At 75.4% G+C, this 19,880-nt stretch carries 18 protein-coding genes and 1 pseudogene; 8 read left to right on the top strand and 11 right to left on the bottom strand.

Going from position 1 to position 19,880, the window contains the following annotated elements; genetic code table 11:
- Positions 1 to 67 precede the first annotated feature (67 nt).
- The 10 genes from AC3WUG_RS12045 to AC3WUG_RS12090 form a co-directional block, all read right to left on the bottom strand.
- Positions 68 to 1,171, bottom strand: a complete 1,104-nt coding sequence (locus AC3WUG_RS12045; RefSeq protein WP_492327870.1) for an oxidoreductase — start codon at positions 1,169 to 1,171, stop codon at positions 68 to 70.
- Positions 1,168 to 2,580, bottom strand: coding sequence for an MFS transporter (locus AC3WUG_RS12050; RefSeq protein ID WP_492327871.1), 1,413 nt, complete (start codon positions 2,578 to 2,580; stop codon positions 1,168 to 1,170). The genes AC3WUG_RS12045 and AC3WUG_RS12050 overlap by 4 nt, the downstream gene beginning before the upstream one ends.
- Positions 2,577 to 3,533: a polysaccharide deacetylase family protein gene (locus AC3WUG_RS12055; protein WP_492327872.1), complete on the bottom strand. Its 957-nt coding sequence runs from the start codon at positions 3,531 to 3,533 to the stop codon at positions 2,577 to 2,579. The genes AC3WUG_RS12050 and AC3WUG_RS12055 overlap by 4 nt, the downstream gene beginning before the upstream one ends.
- Positions 3,530 to 4,468, bottom strand: coding sequence for a polysaccharide deacetylase family protein (locus tag AC3WUG_RS12060; protein ID WP_492327873.1), 939 nt, complete (start codon positions 4,466 to 4,468; stop codon positions 3,530 to 3,532). Before AC3WUG_RS12060 ends, AC3WUG_RS12055 begins: the two co-directional genes overlap by 4 nt.
- Positions 4,465 to 5,127 (bottom strand): isochorismatase family protein, encoded by a 663-nt coding sequence (locus AC3WUG_RS12065; RefSeq protein WP_492327874.1) that lies wholly within the window; start codon positions 5,125 to 5,127, stop codon positions 4,465 to 4,467. Before AC3WUG_RS12065 ends, AC3WUG_RS12060 begins: the two co-directional genes overlap by 4 nt.
- 129 nt (positions 5,128 to 5,256) lie before the next feature.
- Positions 5,257 to 5,967, bottom strand: coding sequence for an ABC transporter ATP-binding protein (locus AC3WUG_RS12070; protein WP_492327875.1), 711 nt, complete (start codon positions 5,965 to 5,967; stop codon positions 5,257 to 5,259).
- The gene (locus AC3WUG_RS12075) at positions 5,960 to 6,688 is read right to left on the bottom strand and encodes an ABC transporter ATP-binding protein (RefSeq protein ID WP_492327876.1); all 729 of its coding nucleotides are present in this window, start codon (positions 6,686 to 6,688) and stop codon (positions 5,960 to 5,962) included. The genes AC3WUG_RS12070 and AC3WUG_RS12075 overlap by 8 nt, the downstream gene beginning before the upstream one ends.
- A complete protein-coding gene (locus AC3WUG_RS12080) occupies positions 6,685 to 7,752 on the bottom strand; it encodes a branched-chain amino acid ABC transporter permease (protein WP_492327877.1) in 1,068 nt (355 codons plus the stop codon). Before AC3WUG_RS12080 ends, AC3WUG_RS12075 begins: the two co-directional genes overlap by 4 nt.
- Positions 7,749 to 8,753: a branched-chain amino acid ABC transporter permease gene (locus tag AC3WUG_RS12085; RefSeq protein WP_492327878.1), complete on the bottom strand. Its 1,005-nt coding sequence runs from the start codon at positions 8,751 to 8,753 to the stop codon at positions 7,749 to 7,751. The genes AC3WUG_RS12080 and AC3WUG_RS12085 overlap by 4 nt, the downstream gene beginning before the upstream one ends.
- An 89-nt stretch (positions 8,754 to 8,842) precedes the next feature.
- Positions 8,843 to 10,105 (bottom strand): ABC transporter substrate-binding protein, encoded by a 1,263-nt coding sequence (locus tag AC3WUG_RS12090; RefSeq protein WP_492327879.1) that lies wholly within the window; start codon positions 10,103 to 10,105, stop codon positions 8,843 to 8,845.
- A gap of 210 nt (positions 10,106 to 10,315) precedes the next feature.
- On the opposite strand from AC3WUG_RS12090, the gene AC3WUG_RS12095 reads away from it, so the two are divergent.
- From AC3WUG_RS12095 to AC3WUG_RS12120, 6 genes and pseudogenes are all read left to right on the top strand, one after another.
- Positions 10,316 to 11,086, top strand: a complete 771-nt coding sequence (locus tag AC3WUG_RS12095; protein WP_492327880.1) for an IclR family transcriptional regulator — start codon at positions 10,316 to 10,318, stop codon at positions 11,084 to 11,086.
- Between the two features lie 97 nt (positions 11,087 to 11,183).
- A complete protein-coding gene (locus AC3WUG_RS12100) occupies positions 11,184 to 12,581 on the top strand; it encodes a transcriptional regulator (protein WP_492327881.1) in 1,398 nt (465 codons plus the stop codon).
- A 147-nt stretch (positions 12,582 to 12,728) separates the two neighbouring features.
- Positions 12,729 to 14,252, top strand: coding sequence for an aldehyde dehydrogenase (gene adh, locus AC3WUG_RS12105; RefSeq protein ID WP_492327882.1), 1,524 nt, complete (start codon positions 12,729 to 12,731; stop codon positions 14,250 to 14,252).
- 53 nt (positions 14,253 to 14,305) lie between these two features.
- Positions 14,306 to 14,704: a DUF779 domain-containing protein gene (locus tag AC3WUG_RS12110; protein WP_492327883.1), complete on the top strand. Its 399-nt coding sequence runs from the start codon at positions 14,306 to 14,308 to the stop codon at positions 14,702 to 14,704.
- A 236-nt stretch (positions 14,705 to 14,940) separates the two neighbouring features.
- Positions 14,941 to 16,542, top strand: a complete 1,602-nt coding sequence (locus AC3WUG_RS12115) for an SPFH domain-containing protein (protein ID WP_492327884.1) — start codon at positions 14,941 to 14,943, stop codon at positions 16,540 to 16,542.
- Between the two features lie 225 nt (positions 16,543 to 16,767).
- Positions 16,768 to 16,899 (top strand): annotated as a pseudogene (locus AC3WUG_RS12120) (DivIVA domain-containing protein); the annotation flags it as partial.
- Positions 16,900 to 17,071: 172 nt separating this feature from the next.
- Here AC3WUG_RS12120 and AC3WUG_RS12125 read toward each other — a convergent pair.
- The gene (locus tag AC3WUG_RS12125) at positions 17,072 to 17,350 is read right to left on the bottom strand and encodes a PLDc N-terminal domain-containing protein (protein WP_492327885.1); all 279 of its coding nucleotides are present in this window, start codon (positions 17,348 to 17,350) and stop codon (positions 17,072 to 17,074) included.
- A 294-nt stretch (positions 17,351 to 17,644) separates the two neighbouring features.
- Between AC3WUG_RS12125 and AC3WUG_RS12130 the strand changes: the two genes are divergently transcribed.
- Entirely contained in the window at positions 17,645 to 19,456 is a 1,812-nt protein-coding gene (locus AC3WUG_RS12130) for an Ig-like domain-containing protein (protein WP_492327886.1), read from the top strand.
- A 188-nt stretch (positions 19,457 to 19,644) separates the two neighbouring features.
- On the top strand, positions 19,645 to 19,880 hold a 236-nt coding region (locus tag AC3WUG_RS12135), incomplete at its 3' end, for a hypothetical protein (RefSeq protein WP_492327887.1).

The following is a 19,880-nucleotide window of genomic DNA, read 5'->3' on the forward strand; positions in this document are numbered from 1 at the left end:
CGGACTCCGCCACGTTCGCCCGTCCGGAGGTCACCCGGACGGCCCAGCGCCTCGTGCGGGCCGGGCCTCAGCCCGCGAGCACCGTGCGCCGCCACGCCCGGTAGTACCGCGGCTCCCGCGGCCCGGCCGGGTCGGCCAGCGCGACCGCGGCGTGCCGCGCCCAGTGCGGGTCCCGCAGCATCGCCCGGCCCAGCAGCACCGCGTCCGCCTCGCCCCGGCGGAGGACGTCCTCCGCGTGCCACGGCTCCTCGATCAGCCCGACGGCGGCGGTCGGCACCCCGGCACGCCGGACCGCGGCGGACCCCGGCACCTGGTACCCCGGCGCCGGGCGGTACTCGGCGCCCGGGACGAGGCCGCCCGACGAGCAGTCGACGAGGTCCACCCCCGCCGCGCGCAGCCGCCCCGCGAGCGCCGCCGAGTCCTCCGCCGCCAGCCCGCCGGGCGCCACGTCGGACACCGACAGCCGGACCAGCAGCGGCATCCCGTCGGGCAGCACGGCGCGCACCGCACGCGCGGACTCCAGCAGCAGCCGCTCCCGCGCCTCGCGCGACCCGCCCCAGCCGTCGGCGCGGGTGTTGGTCACCGGCGACAGCAGCTCGTGCAGCAGGTAGCCGTGGGCGCCGTGCAGCTCGACGGCGTCGAACCCCGCGGCGACGGCACGTCGGGCGGCGTCCGCGAACGCGGCCACGACGTCGCGCAGGTCGGCGTCGGTGGCGGCGCGCGGCGCGGCGTAGTCGCCGAACGGCTCGCCGGCCGCGCCCACGGTCACCCAGCCGCCGTCCGCGACCGGCACGGAGCCGACCGGGTCGGCGTCGCCCGGCAGGTTCCGGTAGTGGCCCGCCTTGCGACCCGCGTGCGCCAGCTGCACCGCGACGAGCCCGCCCGCGGCGTGCACCGCGTCGGTGACCAGGCGCCACGGCGCGACGTGGTCGTCGGACCACAGCCCGGCGTCCTGCGGCGTGACGCGCCCCTCGGGCAGCACCGCGGTCGCCTCGGTGAGCACGAGCCCCGCGCCCCCGAGCGCGAACTGCGCGTAGTGCGCCGCGTGCCACGGGCCGACAACGCCCGGCGCGGCCGGGTCCTCGCAGGCGTACATGCACATCGGCGACACCCAGGCGCGGTTGGCGACCGTGAGCGCGCGCAGGGGCAGGGGGGTGAACAGGTGGCTCATGCGCGCCGCCTCTCTCGGACCAGGACGACCAGGGACCCCAGCAGCAGGACGGCGCCGAGGCCGGCGATCCACGCGCCGAGCGCGTGGATCCCGCCGTCCCCGGCCTCGCCGCCCGCGCCCGCACCGCCCGCCGGGGCCACCGCGGCCGCGACGACGACGGACGCCAGCGCGGCGCCGATGTACTGGGCGGTGCGGTACAGGCCGCTGGCGACCCCCGCGTGCTGCTCGGCGACCGACGCGTGCAGCACGAGCTGGTTGCCGAGGTTGTTGAAGCCGTTCGGCACCCCCAGCAGCGCGCCGAGCAGCACGAGCAGCCAGACCGGCGCGTCCGCGTCGACCGCGGTCGCCGCGAGCACCCCGGCGACGACCATCGCGAGCGACCCGAGCACCAGCAGCACCCGCGGCCGGACGCGCGCGCCGAGCCGGGACGCGACGAGCGTGGACAGCACGCCGACGCCGAACACCGGGAACATCAGCAGCCCGGCCTGCGCCGGAGACAGCCCACGGGCGACCTCCAGCCACTGCGGCAGGCCGTAGAAGATCGCGTAGAACGACACGAATGTGACGACCGCGCGGACGCAGGTGCGCCAGACCCCGGGGCTGCGCGCGAGCAGCCGCACGTCGAGGAACGGCCGCGGGGACCGCGCCGACCAGGACACCAGCAGCGCGAGCAGCGCCGCGGTCACCACGAACCACCACCAGCGCGGCGAGGAGTCCAGCGACAGCAGCCCGAGCATCAGCGGCACCAGCGTGCCCACGAACAGCAGCAGGCCGACGGGGTCGAGCGACCGCAGGGTCTCCCGGGCGCCGGCGCGCGGCAGCGGCGGGTCGGCCGGCACGACGCGGAGCACCCAGAACGCGGCGTTCGCGACGATCGGCACGTTGACCCAGAAGATCCCCTGCCAGCCCCACAGCGCGACGATCGGCCCGCCGATGGTGGGGCCGAGCGCCGCGGTCGTCTGCCCGCACAGGGCGATCACGCCGAGCGCGGACGCCGGCTGCGCGCCGAGGACCCGCGCCTGCCGCCGGACGACCGCCATCGCCGTGGGGAACTGCAGCGCCGTGCCGACGCCGAGCAGGACCCGGTCGGCGATCAGCCAGCCGACGGACGGCACGAACGGCCCCGCCACCGACGCGGCCAGCGCGATCACGAGCCCGACCAGGTAGACCCGGCGCGGGCCGAACAGGTCGGCCAGCCGCCCGCCGGTCGGGGACGCCACCGCCGCCGACAGGTACAGCGCGGTGACCACCCACGCGAGCGCGCCCGCGTCGTCGACCGCGAGGTCGCGGCCGATCGACACCAGCGCGACCGCGAGCACGGCCGAGTTGAGGCCCTGCAGGATCGTGCCGGAGCCGAGCGCCCAGCCGAGCGACGCGGGCAGCGGCCGCGCGGCCTCCGTGGTGGTCACAGGCCGGCGCCCGCCCCGGCGTCGCCCGCCCCGCCCCCGCCCACCAGCGCCGGCACGTCGCCCGGCAGCACGAGCAGCACGTCGGGGTGCGCCGCCAGCCGCGCGAGCACCCGCTCCGCCACGTCGGCGAAGCACGCCTGCCCGAGCACCCACCCGAACCAGCTCAGCCCGAGGTACCGGGCGCCGAGCAGGTCGGCGTCGGCGACGAGCTGGTCCACGGTGTCGAGCAGCACCCGCTCGTAGTCGCTGAACGGCAGCCCGCGCGCGTAGAGCGCGAACACGTCCTCGGTCTCCAGGGAGAACGGCACCGCGGTCAGCCCGGCGGCCTCGTCCACCAGGGCGAGCGGCCGCTCGTCGACCGGCCAGTCGCCGAACCAGGTCAGGCCCGCGTCCCGCAGCACGGCGGTCGTTCGCGGGGTGGTGGCGCGCTCGGGCGAGAACCAGCCGGTCACCGGCCGGCCCGTGGCCTCGGCCACCGCGGAGACCGAGGACGCGACGTACGCCGCCTCCTCGTCCGCCGTCATGGCCGGGTCGAGCACGATGTTCGCGGCCCGCCCGCGCGCGACGACCTCGCCCGCGCGCTCGGCCACCAGCGCGGCCAGGCCCGGCTTGGTCCGGACGCCCTCGGCGTCGAGCGCCACCGCGACCGGCACGCCGGCCTCCGCCGCGATGTCGAGCAGCCGCCACAGCCCGACGGTCAGGCCGAAGTCCCACTGGGACAGCCGGGCGACCTGGCCGTGCCGGGGCTCGCCGGTCTCGCGGCCGACCCCGCCCTGCATCGCCAGCGGCTTGTGCGCGCCGGCGGGGACGACGTCGACGTACGCCGGCGCGTGCAGCAGCACGCTGACCGCGAGCTTCTTCCCGCCCGGCAGCGCCCAAGGCGCCCGCAGCCGGTCGCTGGTCCGTTCCAGCGTCGGCGCGAACACCGTCGCGCCCGCGTCGTCGACCGTCATCGCGGACCCTCCCCCGCCAGCGCCCGGGCGTGCGCCAGCTGCGCGTCGTAGTGGTGCTCCAGGTAGTGGTCGGCGATGTCGCCGGCGCGGGTCACCCAGAGCCGGTCGTCGCCCCGCACGAGCTCGAAGATCTCGGACAGCGCGCGCAGCATGTGCGGCTGGCCGGACAGGAAGGGGTGGGTGGCGATGCAGGCGACCCGCGCCTGGCCGTCGCGCTCGGCGTCCCGGACCAGCCGGCCGATCTGCGCCCGCACCATGTCGACGAAGTACGACGGCGGGTAGTGCTTCGCGTGCAGCAGCGGCACGTCGTTGAGCATGTACGAGTACGGCATCGACACCAGCCGCCCGCCGGAGCGGGTGCGCAGCGGGCGGGGCTGCTCGTCGTGGATCCAGTCGGCGTGGTACGTCATCCCGTGCTCGACCATCAGGTCCGCGGTGAGGTCGGTGCCGGAGATCTTCGGGCCGAGCATCCCCTGGAGCGACGCGCCGTAGTGCGTGCGGGTCAGCTCCTGGGACTGCGCGAGGAACGCCGACTCGGCCGCCTCGTCCAGGTCGTAGATCGGCCGCAGGTTCGAGATGCCGTGGCTCATGACCTCCCAGTCGCGCTCCCGGATGGCGTCCCGGATCTCCGGGTCGTCGCGGAGCAGCGTGAGGCTGAGCGACACGGTCGACGGGATCGCGTACGCGTCCACCGCGCGGAGCATCCGCCAGAACGCGACCCGGTTGCCGTAGTCCCGGTGCATGTAGTGCTGGACGTCGGGCGCGGCCACCCGGCCGGCGGGGCTGCCACCACCCGGGGGCACGTAGTCGTAGTGCTCGACGTTCGGCGCGTGCCAGACCGCGACGAGCTTCCCGTCCGGCCAGGTGACCTGCGGGCGGCCCGGCATCGGCGAGTAGACCAGGCGCCCGTCGGTGCCGAGCGGCGTGGACGTCACCGCACCACCTCGGCGTCCCGGGCCGCACCGAGCTCGGCGAACCGGCCGAGCATGTGCTCCAGCGAGACGACGTCGCCGAACCGGTCCTGCATGTCCCACAGGCTCGCCTCGCGGGACAGCACCCGGAAGTCGTCGCAGCACTCCTCGACCACGCTCACGTGGAACGACCGGTACGCGGCGTCCACGACGGTCGCGCGCACGCAGCCGCTGGTGGAGGTGCCGATGACCACGAGCTCGTCGACGCCGAGGTCGGCGAGGAGCGCGTCGAGCTCCGTCCTGTAGAAGCCCGAGGCCACGGTCTTCTCGACGATGTGGTCGCCCGGGGCCGCGGGGACCGCGCTGCTGATCTCCGTCCACGGGTCGCCGCGGCGGCAGCGCTCCGTGAGCGAGGAGCGCACCCGCTGGGCGAGCATCCGGTCGTCGAGGTCGTCCAGGATCATCACCAGGTAGATCACGGGGACGCCGGCGGCGCGCGCCGCCTCCAGCAGCGTCTGCGCGTGCCCGAGGGTCACGGCGGTCTCCGGGCCGATGTGCTCGTGCTCGGTGAACGCGCGCTGGAAGTCCACCACCACGACCGCGGGGCGCTCGCCGTGCCCGACCTTCGTCCGGTCGGCCCGCAGCCGGCGGACCCGCTCGACCTCGTCGTTCCAGTCGGTCATGTCATTCCTCTCGTGCAGCCGGGCGGGGCGGCGGCGGGCGCCGCGGTCCGCCGGCGCCGTGGCGGTGCGCCGCGGCGGTGGGTCGGGATCGGGGGTGGTGCGGGGTGCGCGCGCCGGGCGCCGGCGTCGTCAGCCGCCGAGGTACGCCGCCTGGACGCGGGTGTCGGCCGCGAGCTCGGCGCCGGTGCCGTCGAGCACGACGGAGCCGGACTCCAGGACGTAGGCGCGGTCGGCGAACGCCAGCACGTGCGAGGCGTTCTGCTCGACGATGAGGATGCTGACGCCGCGCTCGCGGATCGCCTCGACGGCGCCGAACACGTCGGCGGTGAGCTTCGGGGACAGGCCGGTGGACGGCTCGTCGAGCATCAGCAGCTCCGGGGCGCCCATCAGCGCCCGGGCGATCGCGAGCATCTGCTGCTGACCGCCGGACATGGTCTCGGCGAGCTGGGTGCGCCGCTCCCGCAGGATCGGGAACAGGTCGAGCACCCACTCCTTGTCGAACCCGGGCCGGCCCAGCCGGGCGCGGGCGCCCATCGCGAGGTTCTCCTCCACGGTCAGCGAGCCGAACAGCGCGCGGTGCTCGGGCACGAGCATCAGGCCGCGGCGGGCCAGCTCGTGCGAGCGGCCGTAGCCGACCTTCTCGCCGCGGAACGTGACGGACCCGCCCTGGAGCTTGATCTCGCCGACGGCGCTCTTGAGGGTGGTGGACTTGCCGGCGCCGTTGGCGCCCACGAGCGCGACGACCTCCGCGACGCCGACCGTGAGGTCGACCCCGTGCAGGATCTCCAGGCCGTGGTAGCCGCTGCGGACCCCGGTCAGCTCGAGCATCGGTTCAGGCACTGCGCGTCTCCTTCCCCAGGTACGCCTCGACGACCTTCGGGTCGGACAGCACCGACTCCGCGTCCCCGCGGGCCAGCACGGCGCCCTGGTCCATCATCACGACGTGGTCGGACAGCCGGCGGACGGCGGCCATGATGTGCTCGATGAACACCATCGTGGTGCCCTCCTGCCGGCGGAGGTCCTCGAGCAGGTCCAGCACGGGCGCCCGCTCGGCGGGCACCAGCCCGGCGAGCACCTCGTCCAGCAGCAGCACCCGCGGGCGCATCGCCACGGCGCGGGCCAGCTCGAGCCGCTTCTGCATCCCGGCCGGGAGCGAGCCCGACCGGCGCCCGGCCCACTCGGCGAGGCCGGTGCGCTCGACCGCGCGGGCCGCCTCCCGGCGGACGTCGGCCCCGCGGGCGCCGCGGCTCATGGCCGCGATCTCGACGTTCTCCAGGACGGACATCGTGGCGAACGGCCGCATGAGCTGGAACGTCCGGACCATCCCGCGGCGCGCCAGCTGGTGCGCCGGCAGGCCGGTGACGTCCTGGCCGTCGAGCGTCACGCGCCCCGACGTGGGGGCGAACGACCCGGTGATGCAGTTGAACAGCGTGGTCTTGCCGGCGCCGTTGGCGCCGATGATGCCGAGGATCTGCCCCTCCTCGACGCTGATGTCGACGCCGCGCAGGGCCTGCAGCCCGCGGAACGACTTGGTGACGGCCGTGGCCTCGAGGACGGTCACTGCTTCCTCCTGCGGGCGGCGATCGTCCCGACGATGCCCTTGGGCAGCAGCGTGACGACGAGGATCAGGATGACGGCGTAGACGATGATGTCGAGCCCGCTCTGGCCGGCCAGCCAGTCGAGCGCCGGCGGCGGGTTGCGCAGGAACCCGGCGACCAGGTCGGACAGCGGCGCCATGATGACCGCGCCCACGACCGGGCCCCAGATCGTGCCGGTGCCGCCGACGACCGCGGTGATGATCGCGTCGTTCGAGGTGTGCGCCCCGAACGCGATCGAGGGGTCGACGAACATGTAGTACTGCACGTAGAACATGCCGGCGACCGACGTGATGGCCGCGGAGAGCGCGACTGCGACGAGCTTGTGCCGCAGCACGTCGATGCCGAGGGCGGCCGCGGCTGCGTCGTCGTCGCGGACCGCGAGCGTGAACCGGCCGGTGCGGCTGTGCACGAACGCGATGGTGGCGAGCAGGCAGATGGCCAGCAGCACGACGCCGATCCACCAGTACCAGGGCGACCCGGCCGGGAACTGGAACCCGGCGAACGAGCTGCCCTGCTGCACCGGGATCGAGAACCCGACGGTGCGGCGCAGCGGCTCCGAGCCCTGCACGAACAGGCGCAGGGCCTCGGCGAACGCGAAGGTCGACATCGTGTAGTACGCGCCGGTCAGCTTGTACCGCAGCGCCAGGTAGGAGATGCCGACCCCGGCCGCGGCGGCGAGCACCATGCCGGCCAGCAGGCCGACCCACGGGCTCAGGCCCAGGTGCACGACCGAGTAGGCGGTGGCGTAGGCCCCGATGCCGAAGTACGCGGCGTGCCCGAACGAGAACATCCCGCCGAACCCGGCCATGACGTTCCAGCCGACGCCCATGATGGCGAACACCAGCACCCGGTTGGCGATCGCCATCTGGGACGTCGTCATGAAGAACGGGAGCGCCGCCCCGAGGACGAGCACGCCGAGGACCAGCGCGTAGTCGAACCGGCCGCGGACGCGGGGCGTCGAGGTGAGCTGCCCGGTCAGGGGGGCGGACGCGGGGGCCGAGCGGGTCGAGGGCGCGGTGGCGGTCATGCGGACCTCCCGAAGACGCCTCGCGGCCGGACGAACAGCACGACGAGGAACACGACGAACACGGCGAGCAGCGGGCTCTGGCTCGGCAGGATCAGGCCGGCCAGCTGCTCGGTCAGCCCGACGACCAGGCCGCCGACCAGCGCGCCGGGCACGTTGCCCATGCCGCCGAGCACCACCACGACGAACGCGGTCAGGTTGAACACGGCGCCGGTGGTCGGCTCGATCGTGGTGAACGGCGACACGAGCACGCCCGCGGCGCCCGCGGCCATCGCGCCGAGGCCGAACGTGAGGACGTAGATCCACCGGATGTCGATGCCGACCAGGCGGGCGCCCTCCGGGTTGGCGGCGACCGCGCGGATCTCGGTGCCGACCCGGGTGCGCTGGAGCAGCAGGGCGAGCAGGGCGACGATCACCAGCGCGCCGACGAACGCCCAGATCCGGGAGAGCTCGACGGTCGCCCCGAGGACCCGCACGCCGGTGTTGCCGGGCAGCGCCACCGAGCGCGGGTTGGGCCCGAACGCCAGCAGCAGCCCGTTCTCGATCGCCAGGGCCAGGCCGATCGTGATGAGCAGCTGGATCTGGATCGGCGCCTTCATCACGGGGTTCAGCAGCGTCGCCTGCAGCAGCGCGCCGAGCAGGAACATCGCCGGCATGACGACGACCAGCGCGACATACGGGTGCATCCCGAGGTCCTGGACGCAGACCAGCGTCAGATAGAGCGCGAGGGCGACCAGCGAGCCGTTGGCGAAGTTGATGATGTGCAGCACGCCGTAGATCAGCGTGAGGCCCATCGCGACCAGGCTGTAGATGCCGCCGGTCAGCACGCCGGTGACCAGCGCCTGGGTGAGCACGGCGCCCGACCCGGCGCGCAGACCGGCGACCACGGCGACGACCAGCAGGACGCCGCCGGTGACGAGCAGGACGCGGGACTTCTCGGACAGCCGGGCGGTGGTGCGCGCGCCCGGGGGCGACGTGTCCGTCGCGGGCAGCGTGGTGGTCATGGGGCTCCCTCGGTCGGGGGTGGTCCAGCGGGTTCGGCGGGGCCCGGGGCGCGGGGTGCGGGGTGCGCGCCCCGGGGCCGCCGTGCCGGTCAGGAGGCGCCGGGCGCGGCCGGGAACCGGTACGCGGCCTCGGCGAGCTCGTTCGGGAACACCTGCGTGACCGCGGCGTCCTGCACCTGCATCACGACGATCCCGGCGTTCGTGTTCTGGCCGGTCTCGTCGAAGGACACCGGGCCCTGCGAGACGACGAGCGGCTCGTAGTCCGTGTCGGCGATCGCGTCGCGGATCGCGGTGGGGTCGGTCGACCCGGCCTCCTCGATCGCCCCGGCGACCACCATCACGGCGTCGTACGTCAGCACGGCGGAGGTCCGGATCGGCTCGCCGTAGGTCTCCTCGTACAGCTCGGCGAGGGCGACCGCGTCCGGGTTCGTGACGTCCCAGTGGTAGTTGGCGTCGAAGTAGCCCTCGCCGCCGCTCGGGGCGTCCGCGACGAACGCCGGCTGGTCGTACGCGCCGTTCGCGACGCCGAACACGGCCTGCAGGTCGGGCTTCACCGTGTCGACCGCCTGCGCGGCCAGCAGGCTGTCGCGGTAGTAGCCGGCGACGGCCAGCACGTCGGCGCCGGACGCCGCGACCTGGCTGATCTGGGTGGTCATGTCGCTGACCGCGGTGGCGTCGTAGGAGATCACCGGGTCGACCGTGATGCCGGCCTCGTCGGCCGCGGCCTGGAAGCCCTCGTACACCGCCGCGCCGTAGTTGCCCTGCTCGTACAGGAACGCGACCTGGTCGACCGGCGTGCCGGAGTCCTCGGCGAGGGCCGCGAGCGCCGCGGCGCCCTGCTCGCCCATGAGGCTCGCGTTCGGCTGCAGCCGGAAGGAGTACTGGTAGCCCTGCTCGAGGATCTCGTCGAGCGCGGACACGTCCATGACGAACGGCACCTGGTTGCGCTCGGCCACCGAGGCGACGTTGGCGCTCGTGCCGGACTGGAAGGTGCCGACCAGCGCGACGGCGCCGTCCTCGATGAGGCGGGTCGCCTCGCTCTGGCCGGTCTCCGGGGTGCCCTGCGTGTCGCCGGTCTCGAGCACCAGGTCGGCGCCGCCGAGCGACGCGATGCCGCCGGCCTCGTTCACCGCGTCGACCGCGAGCTGCGCGGCGTTCGCCATCTGCTGGCCGTCGGCGGCGTTCGACCCGGTGAGCGGGTGCAGCGCGCCGATGAGGACCTCGTCGACGGACTCGCCGGTCGAGGACTCGCCGCCGCCGGCGGCGCTGACCGCCGAGCCGGAGCACGCGGCGAGGGTGAGGGCGAGACCGGCGATCCCGGCGCCGGACCAGGCGCGCATCCTGTGGTTCACGTCGACTCCCGAGACTTGGGTTCCGTTCACCGGAACGAGGGGGGCGACAGCCTGTACCGGCCGTCGATGCGACGAAACTAGGCACCGAGCGGTCCTCGGGGGTTGCAGGCCGGTTAACTCTGTGTTGCGGCGACATCGGCGCAGGTGAGAAGGTTCCGTTCAGCGGAACATCGTGGCTACGCTGGCCGGACCCGAGGGAGAGGACCCGCCGTGGACCCGCAGGAGGACGCCCCGTCGTCGACGACCCGCCGCGTGGCGGAGGTGCTGCTCGCCCTCGGGGGCGACGAGCCCTGGCTCGGCGTGACCGACCTCGCCCGCCGGCTCGGGCTCGGCAAGGCGGTGGTGCACCGGATCCTGCAGCAGCTGCTCGGCACCGGGCTGGTCCGGCACGACGAGGCGAGCCGACGGTACGCGCTCGGCCCGGCGGCCGTGGCGCTCGGCCGCTCCGCGGGACGCCGGTCCGAGCTCGTCGCCGCGGCGGCGCCCGAGCTCGCCCACCTCGCGCAGGTCACCGGGGAGACGACCACCGTCGCCGCGCGGGTCGGCCACGGCCGCGTCTACGTCGACCAGGTGGAGTCCTCGCAGCACATCCGCATCGCCATCCGGATCGGCGAGCACCAGGCGCTCACCAACGGCGCGAGCGGGCTCAGCATCCTCGCGTTCCTGCCGCCCGCCGACGTCGACCTCGCGCTCTCCGTCCCTCTGCCGCAGTTCACGCCGCGCACCGTCGTCGACCCCGCGGCCATCCGGGACCGGCTGGCGGCGATCCGCGAGCGCGGCTGGGCGTCCACCTCGTCGGAGCGGGTGCCGCACTCGTCGAGCATCGCCGCGCCCGTGCTCGACGCCGCGGGCGTCGCCGTGGGCTCGCTGTCGGTGGCCTACCTCGACTCGCGGTTCCCCGAGGAGGACGTGCCCGCGGTCGCGGGGCTGGTCACCGACGCGGCGCGGCGGGCGGGCGAGCGGCTGGCGGCGGCGGGCTGACGGCGCTCGCCCGGGCGGCCGCTGGGCAGCCCCTGGCGCGCGCGGCTCCCGGCGCGCGAGACTGACCGCGCGACAGCGACGTCGAGGGAGGTGGGCCGTGCCCGACGGAGAGCGCGACCTGCTCCGTCCGGTCGCGCGCGCCCTGCCGTTCGGCCGGGCCCTGCTCGCGGCGCACGAGCGCTTCCTCTCCGCCGGGACGACCGCCGGCGTGCGCGACGTCGTCGCCGACTCGTGGCGGCGGAGCCTGCGCAGCGGGGTCGACCCCGACCGGCCCGCGCCCCCGGTCGCGCTCACGGACGCCGACCTGCGCGCCTACCGCTGCGAGCACCCGCTGCGGCACGCGCTGCCGGTCGTGCGCGGGCTCCTGCTCGACGCCGCCGTCACCGAAGGGTTCCTGGTCGCGCTGACCGACGCGGACGGGCGGCTGCTCTGGCTCGCCGGGGACGCCGACGTGCGCCGGGCGGTCGAGACCGTCGGGTTCGTCGAGGGCGCGGCGTGGGACGAGGCGCACGCCGGGACGAACGCGCCGGGCACGGCGCTGGCGACGGGGCACGACGTCCAGGTGCACGGCGCGGAGCACTTCACCCGGTCCGTCCAGCCGTGGAGCTGCACCGCCGCGGTGCTGCGGGACCCGGGCGGGCGCGCGCTCGGGGCGCTCGACGTGACCGGGCGGGACGCGGCCGCGTCGGCCCTCATGCTGTCGCTGGTGCGGGCCACCGCCGCGGCGGTCGAGGCGGACCTGCGGGCCCGGGTGCTGGCGCGCGGCCCCGGACCGGCGGGCGGGGCCGGGTGGCCGGCGGCGTCGGTGAGCGGCGGGTGGCCCCTCACCCGCGGGTCGGGCGACGACCCGGCCCTCGCCGTCCCGGAGGGACGTGACGCACCCACTACCGCCCGGCTGGAGGTGCTCCGCCCCGGCTCCGGCGTGCTGCACACCCGCGGCGCCCCGGCGCTCGCCCTGTCGCTGCGGCACGCCGAGCTCCTGCTCCTGCTCGCCGAGCACCCGCGCGGGCTGCACGCCGACGAGCTCGCCGTCCTGCTGCACCCCGAGGCGATGTCGGACGTCGCCGTGCGCGCCGAGGTGTCCCGGCTCCGCCGCGCCGCCGGGCCGCTCGTCGACCGGTCGCGGCCGTACCGGCTCGCCGACCCGCTCGGCACCGACGTCGCGGGCGTCCGGGAGGCGCTGGCCGCGGGCGACCTGCGGGCCGCCCTCGACCGGTACGCCGGGCCGGTGCTGCCGCGGTCGCGCGCGCCGGGCGTCGAGCAGGTGCGGGACGCCCTCGCCTCCGACGTCCGGGCCGCCGTGCTGCACGCGACCGACCCGGTCGTCCTGGAGCGCTGGCTCGACCGCGAGGAGGGCGCCGAGGACTGGCAGGCGTGGGAGCGGCTCGTCGCCGTGACGCCGCCCGGCTCCGCGGCGCACGCCCGTGCGGTCGGGCGCCTCGACCTGCTGGTGCGCCGGCTGGGCACGGGGCCGGCGGCGCACCCCTGGCGGTGAGCGGCCGCCCGGGCACCGGCGCCACCTGCGGTGCAACGCACCTGCAACCGTCGCCGACCTAGCGTCCGGGGCACGCGCCGCAACGAGGCGGCGCGCCCGGCCGCACCGCACCCCGGGACGGCCGGTCAGCCTGCACGGAGGGCGCACATGACCGTCTACGCAGCGCCGGGGCAGCCCGGCAGCCCCGCCACCTACCGCGAGCGCTACGACCACTGGATCGGCGGCGAGTTCGTCGCCCCCGCGTCCGGCCGCTACTTCGAGAACCCGTCGCCGGTGACGGGCCGCACGTTCACCGAGGTCGCCCGCGGCGACGCCGCCGACATCGACCGGGCGCTGGACGCCGCGCACGGCGCCGCGCGGTCCTGGGGGCGGACGTCCGCGACGGAGCGGGCCGTCATCCTCAACAAGATCGCCGACCGCATCGAGCAGAACCTCGAGATGCTGGCCGTCGCGGAGACCTGGGAGAACGGCAAGCCGGTCCGCGAGACGCTCGCCGCCGACCTGCCGCTGGCCGTGGACCACTTCCGGTACTTCGCCGGGGCGGTCCGCGCGCAGGAGGGCTCGATCTCCGAGATCGACGCCGACACCATCGCGTACCACTTCCACGAGCCGCTGGGCGTCGTCGGGCAGATCATCCCGTGGAACTTCCCGCTGCTCATGGCCACCTGGAAGCTCGCCCCGGCGCTGGCCGCGGGGAACGCCGTCGTGATGAAGCCGGCCGAGCAGACGCCGGCGTCCATCCTGCTGCTGATGGAGCTCATCGCGGACCTGCTGCCCCCGGGCGTGGTCAACGTGGTCAACGGGTTCGGGGTCGAGGCGGGCAAGCCGCTCGCGTCCAGCCCGCGGATCCGGAAGATCGCCTTCACCGGCGAGACCACCACCGGGCGGCTGATCATGCAGTACGCCAGCCAGAACATCATCCCGGTGACCCTGGAGCTCGGCGGCAAGAGCCCGAACATCTTCTTCGAGGACGTCGCCCGCGAGAAGGACGACTACTACGACAAGGCGCTCGAGGGGTTCACGATGTTCGCCCTCAACCAGGGCGAGGTGTGCACCTGCCCGTCGCGCGCGCTGATCCAGGAGTCGATCTACGACGGCTTCCTCGCCGACGCCATCGCCCGCACCGAGGCGGTCAAGCAGGGCAACCCGCTCGACACCGAGACGATGATCGGCGCGCAGGCGTCGAACGACCAGCTCGAGAAGATCCTGTCCTACATCGACATCGGCAAGGCCGAGGGCGCCAAGGTGCTCACCGGCGGGACGCGGGCCGAGCTCGACGGCGACCTCGCGGGCGGGTACTACGTGACCCCGACGATCTTCGAGGGCAAGAACTCCATGCGGATCTTCCAGGAGGAGATCTTCGGCCCGGTCGTCGCGGTGACGTCGTTCTCCGACTACTCGGACGCGATCCACACCGCCAACGACACCCTCTACGGGCTGGGCGCCGGCGTGTGGTCCCGCGAGTCGGCGATCGCCTACCGCGCGGGCCGCGACATCGAGGCCGGGCGGGTGTGGACGAACTGCTACCACGCCTACCCCGCGGCGGCGGCGTTCGGCGGCTACAAGGGCTCGGGCGTCGGCCGCGAGAACCACAAGATGATGCTCGACCACTACCAGCAGACCAAGAACCTGCTGGTGTCCTACTCGGGCCAGAAGCTCGGGTTCTTCTGACCGGCAGCCCGTGGGGCCCCGCACTCCCGGGGCCCCACGGGCAGGGAGGCACGATGAGCAGGGTCGACCACACCCCGGCCGCCGCCGACATGCTGCGCCGGCTCCGGGACCAGCACGGGGAGCTGATGTTCCACCAGTCCGGGGGCTGCTGCGACGGGTCGTCGCCCATGTGCTACCCGGCGGGCGAGCTCCTCACGGGCGACGCCGACGTCCACCTCGGCGACCTCGCGGTCGACGACGGCTTCACGGTGCCCGTGTGGATGAGCCGCAGCCAGTTCGCCTACTGGCGGCACACGCACCTGACGATCGACGTCGTGCCCGGCCGCGGCGCGGGGTTCAGCCTGGAGGCGCCGGAGGGCGTCCGCTTCCTGATCCGCAGCCGCCTCCTGACGGACGAGGAGTGGGCGGCCGACGGCGACGCCGGCGCGGGGCTCCGCGTCGGGCAGGCCTGACCTCCGGCCCGGCTCGACGAGGTCGTCACCACGCGGTGAGGTCGTCACGAACGTGTGACGACCTCACCGTCGTGTGACGACCCCACCCGGGACGTCGGGCCGCCGCGCGTCCGGCGGCGGCGAGAACGGGCGGGGTGATGCGTCAGCGAAACGGCTGACCGCGGGCTGTGCGTCCCCTTAGGGTCGAGGCAGCCCACCCGACCGACCGGCCCACCGGGCCGCGCCCGAGGAGTCCCATGGAGCTCGCAGGAACTGCCCTGATCGTCGTGCTGGCGGTCGTCGCCCTGATCGCGGTCGCGGTCGTCGGCGCGATCTACGCCAAGGTCCGGTTCAAGATCGCCACGCCTGACGAGGCGCTGATCATCACCGGCCGCAAGAGCGGCAAGCCGGTGATCAACCCGGAGACGGGCGACGAGACCACCGACCTGTCCGGCCAGCGCGTCGTGATCGGCGGCGGCACGTTCGTGAAGCCGATCTTCGAGCAGGTCGTCCGCCTCTCGCTCGCGTCGCAGAGCTTCCCGGTCGCGGCCGAGGACGCCACCACGAAGTCCGGCGTCGGCGTGACCCTGCGGTCGATCGCGGTCGTCAAGGTGGGCGGCACCGAGCGGATGGTGCGCGCCGCCGCGCAGCGGTTCGCGGGCCGCAGCCAGGAGCAGGTCATCGAGCAGCAGACCTCCGAGGTCCTCGTCGGCGTGCTCCGCACGATCGCCGGCACGCTGACCGTCGAGTCGATCCTCTACGAGCGCCAGGAGTTCTCGAAGGAGGTCAAGGACATCGCCGTGCCGATGCTGGCCGAGCGCGGCCTGATCCTGGAGAACTTCGAGATCCAGACCGTCGAGGACACCGGCGAGTACATCCGCAACCTCGGTCGCCCGCGCGCCGCCGCCGTCGCCCGCGACGCCGAGATCGCCGAGGCGCAGGCGCGGCAGGAGAGCACCGAGCGGTCGAACGAGGCCGCCGTGCAGATCGCCGAGTCGAACAAGGCGCTCGCCCTGCGCAACGCGACCATCGCCCAGGAGACCGCCACCGCCCAGGCCGACGCCGCCGCCGCGCAGGAGCGCGCGCAGGCCGAGGCGCAGCAGGAGGTCCTGATCCAGCAGGAGCAGGTGGCCCTGCGCCGCGCGGCCCTCCGCGAGCAGGAGCTGCAGACCGAGGTCCGCAAGCCCGCCGAGGCCCGCAAGTACGAGGCGGCCCAGGAGGCCGACGCCCGCAAGTACGCCGCGGAGCAGGAGGCCGAGGCGTTCAAGACCTCGGCGATCCGCAAGGCCGAGGCCGAGGCCCAGCGCACGACCGCCCAGGCCGACGCCGAGGCGTCCGCCGCCCGCGCCCGCGCCGAGGCCGCGCTGATCGAGCAGCAGCGCCGCGCCGAGGGCGCCCTGGCCATCGCCCGCGCCGAGGCCGACGGCATCCAGGCGCGCGGTGAGGCCGAGGCCGCCGCCGAGCGCGCGCAGGGCGAGGCCCGCGCCGCCGCGATCAAGGCCGAGTCCGACGCCTACCAGGCGTTCCCCGAGTCGGCGCGGCTGCAGATGGTGCTCGACGCGCTGCCGAAGGTCGCCCAGCCGTACGCCGACGCGCTCGGGACGATCGACGACATCACGATCATCGACAAGGACGGTGCCTCGCGGCTGCCCGGCCAGGTGTCGACGGGCGTGCAGGAGCTCGCGGCGATGCTCAAGGCGCAGACCGGGATCGACCTGCTCGACCTGCTCCGCGGCCTGGGCGGCGGCTCGGGCTCCGCGGCCGCGCACACCGTCCCGGCGCAGAGCCACGCGGCAGTCGCCCCGGTGCACGCCCCGGCCGACCGGCCCGCGGCCGGCGCCGACGGCACCGCGGGCTGAGCGGGCGCACTGGTGTCCTGGCTGACGAAGCTGCTCCGCGGCCCCGACGCGCCGATGCTCTCGGCGACGTCGGGGACGGCGGCCGGTGCCCGGGGTGGCGCCCGCGGGTCCGGGCTCACCGGTGCGCAGCTGCGCGCCCGGCTCGCGGCCGCCCCGGTGACGAAGTTCCGCGAGGGCTACGACCAGACCGAGGTCGAGGAGTTCACCGAGCGCGCGGCGGCCGCGCTGGACGGGGTCGACGGGTCGCTCGCGCCGGAGGACGTGCTGAACCAGCGGTTCCAGGCGACGAAGTTCCGCGAGGGCTACGACCAGGACGCGATCGACGACCTGCTCGACGAGGTCGTGGTCGCGCTCCGCGCCCGCGGCTGACCGGCCCCGCACGGCACCGACCGCCCGTCCCCGGCACCCCCGGGGGCGGGCGGTTCGTCGTCGCGCGCCGGCACCGGGGTCGGTGGAGGGTTCTGCCGGACACGCCCCGGGCGTGTCGGGCGGAACCTTCCACTCGAGGCGGGTCGACGGATCCCGGAGCTCAGCCGCGCCCGGGCCGAGGGGTCCGCGCCGCGGCCCGGCCGCCCGAGCGACGGTCCAGCGCCGCGCCCGCGAGGTAGGCCGCCGGGCCGAGCACCGGGACCAGGAGGATCAGCGCGAGGTGCGCCAGGGCGTTCGACGCCGACTCCCGACGGCGTGCCCAGACGAGCAGCGCGCCCACCGTCAGCGCGACGAGCAGCACGACGGTCGCGGCCCACAGCACGTCGTACGGGGCGGGGATCGTCAGCCGCCAGCCCTCGACCGCGTCGCGCGTCCTCATCGGTCCCCCTCCGCCGCGGGACGGACGCCCCGCCCCCGTCCGGGACGCTACCGGGGCTCGCACCGCGGCGAGGCGGGTTCAGCGGCCCGGTGCCGACCGGGCTCCAGCGGCAGGTCGTGCCGGGCACACCCGGGGTGGGTGTCGTGGTCGCGGCTGAACCCGGCGCGCCTGGGTGCTGGCACCCAGGCGCGCCCGGCAGCTCCTCACCCGGGGCCAGGAGCCGCCGATCGGCAGGACGCGCCGGTCGACGGCGCCGTCGCTCCCCCGGGCGACGCCCCGACCTGGAGCCTCCCTGTGGCAGACCTCTTCCGGCGACCCCTGGCCACCGAGCCGGCCGCCCCGTCCACGGCCCGCCGTCGGCGCCGCAGCCGCCGCGCGTCCGTGGCGCTCGCGCTGGTGGCCCTGCTCGCCGGGGCCGGCGCCGGGACGGCGTCCGCGGCCCCCTACGACCCGGCGTCCGAGATCGTCGTGCCGTCGACCGTCACGGTCGGCGAGACCGCCGCCTTCCTGGTGACCTGCCCCGACCCGTCCGCGACGGCCATCGAGTGGTTCACGTCCCAGAACCCCTCCCCGCGTGTCCGGGTCGAGGACGGCGTGCCGGTCGACGGCGGCGTGCAGTTCCGGGCCGACGTCGTGTTCCCCCACGCCCAGGCGGCCTGGTTCCAGGTCGCCTGCTTCTACGGCGAGCAGCCGGCCGGCCAGTGGCCGTACGTCGAGCTCCAGGTGCAGGGGCACGCCACCACCACCGGGCTGCGGGTCGTGGGCCCGGCACAGGGCGGTCGCGTCTCCGGCGACGTGACCGTGACCAGCGCCGGCGGGGTCCCGCAGGGACAGGTCGAGCTCCTCGTGGGCGGCTCGTCCGCGCGCACGGTGACCTTGGTGGACGGCGCGGCGCCGTTCACGCTCGACGGCCTCACGGGGTCGTCCGCCACCCTCGAGGCCCGGTTCCTGCCCGCGGACTCCACCTACCGCACGTCCACGTCGAGCCCGGCCGTCGTCCCGCTCGTGGTCCGCCCGACGGTGACGCTCACCGCGCCGGCGTCCGTGTACGCGTCGGTGCCGTTCGAGCTGTCCGCGCGGGTCGTGGCACCCGACGGCGGCGCCACCCCGACGGGCACGGTCGACTTCCTGTACTCCGAGGGAGCCCGCCTCGGCAGCGCCACCCTCGTCGGCGGCGTCGCCACCGCCTCGGTCGTGGCCCCGTCGACCGGCGTCCTCGACGACGTCGTCGCCGTCTACCGCGGCGACGCGACGTACGGCAACGCGGGCTCGGCGTACGCCGACGTGCTCGTCGCCCCGGTCCCCGTCCCGGTCGTGACCGTCACCGCGCCGACGACGGCCGGCACCGGCGGACTCACCGCCACGGTGCGGGTCGCCGCTCCGACCGACCTACTGCCCACGCCCGGCGGCGGCGTCCAGCTGATCATCCACGTGCCCGGCTCCGGCCCGGTGTCCGTGACGAACGGCGTCCTGGTGGACGGCGCGGTGACGATCTCGACCGGCGCGCTCCCGGCCGGCACCTACCGCCTACTCGCGCACTACTCGGGTGGCGGCGGCGCCCCGTACGCCCAGACCGACTCCCCGGAGCAGGACCTGGTCGTCACGGCCGCGCCGACGCCGGCCCCCGAGCCCGCTCCCACCCCGGTCACGCCGGGACCGGTCACCCCGGCCCCGGCCACCCCCGCCCCGGCCGCGCCCAGCGCGACCGGTTCCGACGCCACCCCGCAGATCACCTCCTCGAAGACCCTCATGCGCGCGGGCGCCGAGGTGACCCTCGTGGCCCGCGGCTTCGTGCCGGGCGAGCGCGTGACGTTCGTGCTGCACTCCGACCCCGTCGTCCTGGGCACCGCGGTGGCGGACGCGGACGGCGTCGCGACGCTGACAGTGGAGCTGCCCACCGGCGCCCCCGCAGGCGCGCACACCGTCGTCGCCACCGGCGTCGACTCCGGCCGCTCCGCCGACGTCGGCGTCACGCTGACCGGCGCCGCCGACGAGCTCGCCGTCACCGGCACCGACCCGGGCGCGCTCGGCGGCCTGGTCGCCGCGCTGCTCGTGACCGGCGGTGCGCTCGTGACGGGGGCACGGCTGCAGCGCCGCCGCGCCTGACCGGATCCGCACCACCACGACCGCCCGTCCCCGGCACGGGGGGCGGGCGGTCGTCCGTCTCCGGGCGCCGGGGACGGGTCGGGTGGAGCGTTCCGCCGGACACGCGTCGGCGTGCCGGGCAGGGCGCTCCACCGTCAGCCGCTCCAGGGAAATGCTCAGCATGCTGAGGACCGCCTAGACTGGCGGGCATGACCCGACGGACGACCTGGCTCACCCTCCGCGCGCTCGTGGGGCTCGCCCTGCTCGCCGCCCCCGCGTGGGTGCTGGCGACCGCCGGCGGGACCGTGCCGCACCAGCACTGGACGCTCGGCGCGCTGCTCGCGGTGAGCGCGCTCGCCGGGGTGGCCCTGCTGGTCGCGACGGCGCTGGCGTGGCGCCGCGACCGGCGGCGCGGGGGGGGGGCTCCCGGGACGCCGCCAACCGG

Source organism: Cellulomonas sp. EB106-03-03-XG116 (assembly GCF_058792015.1).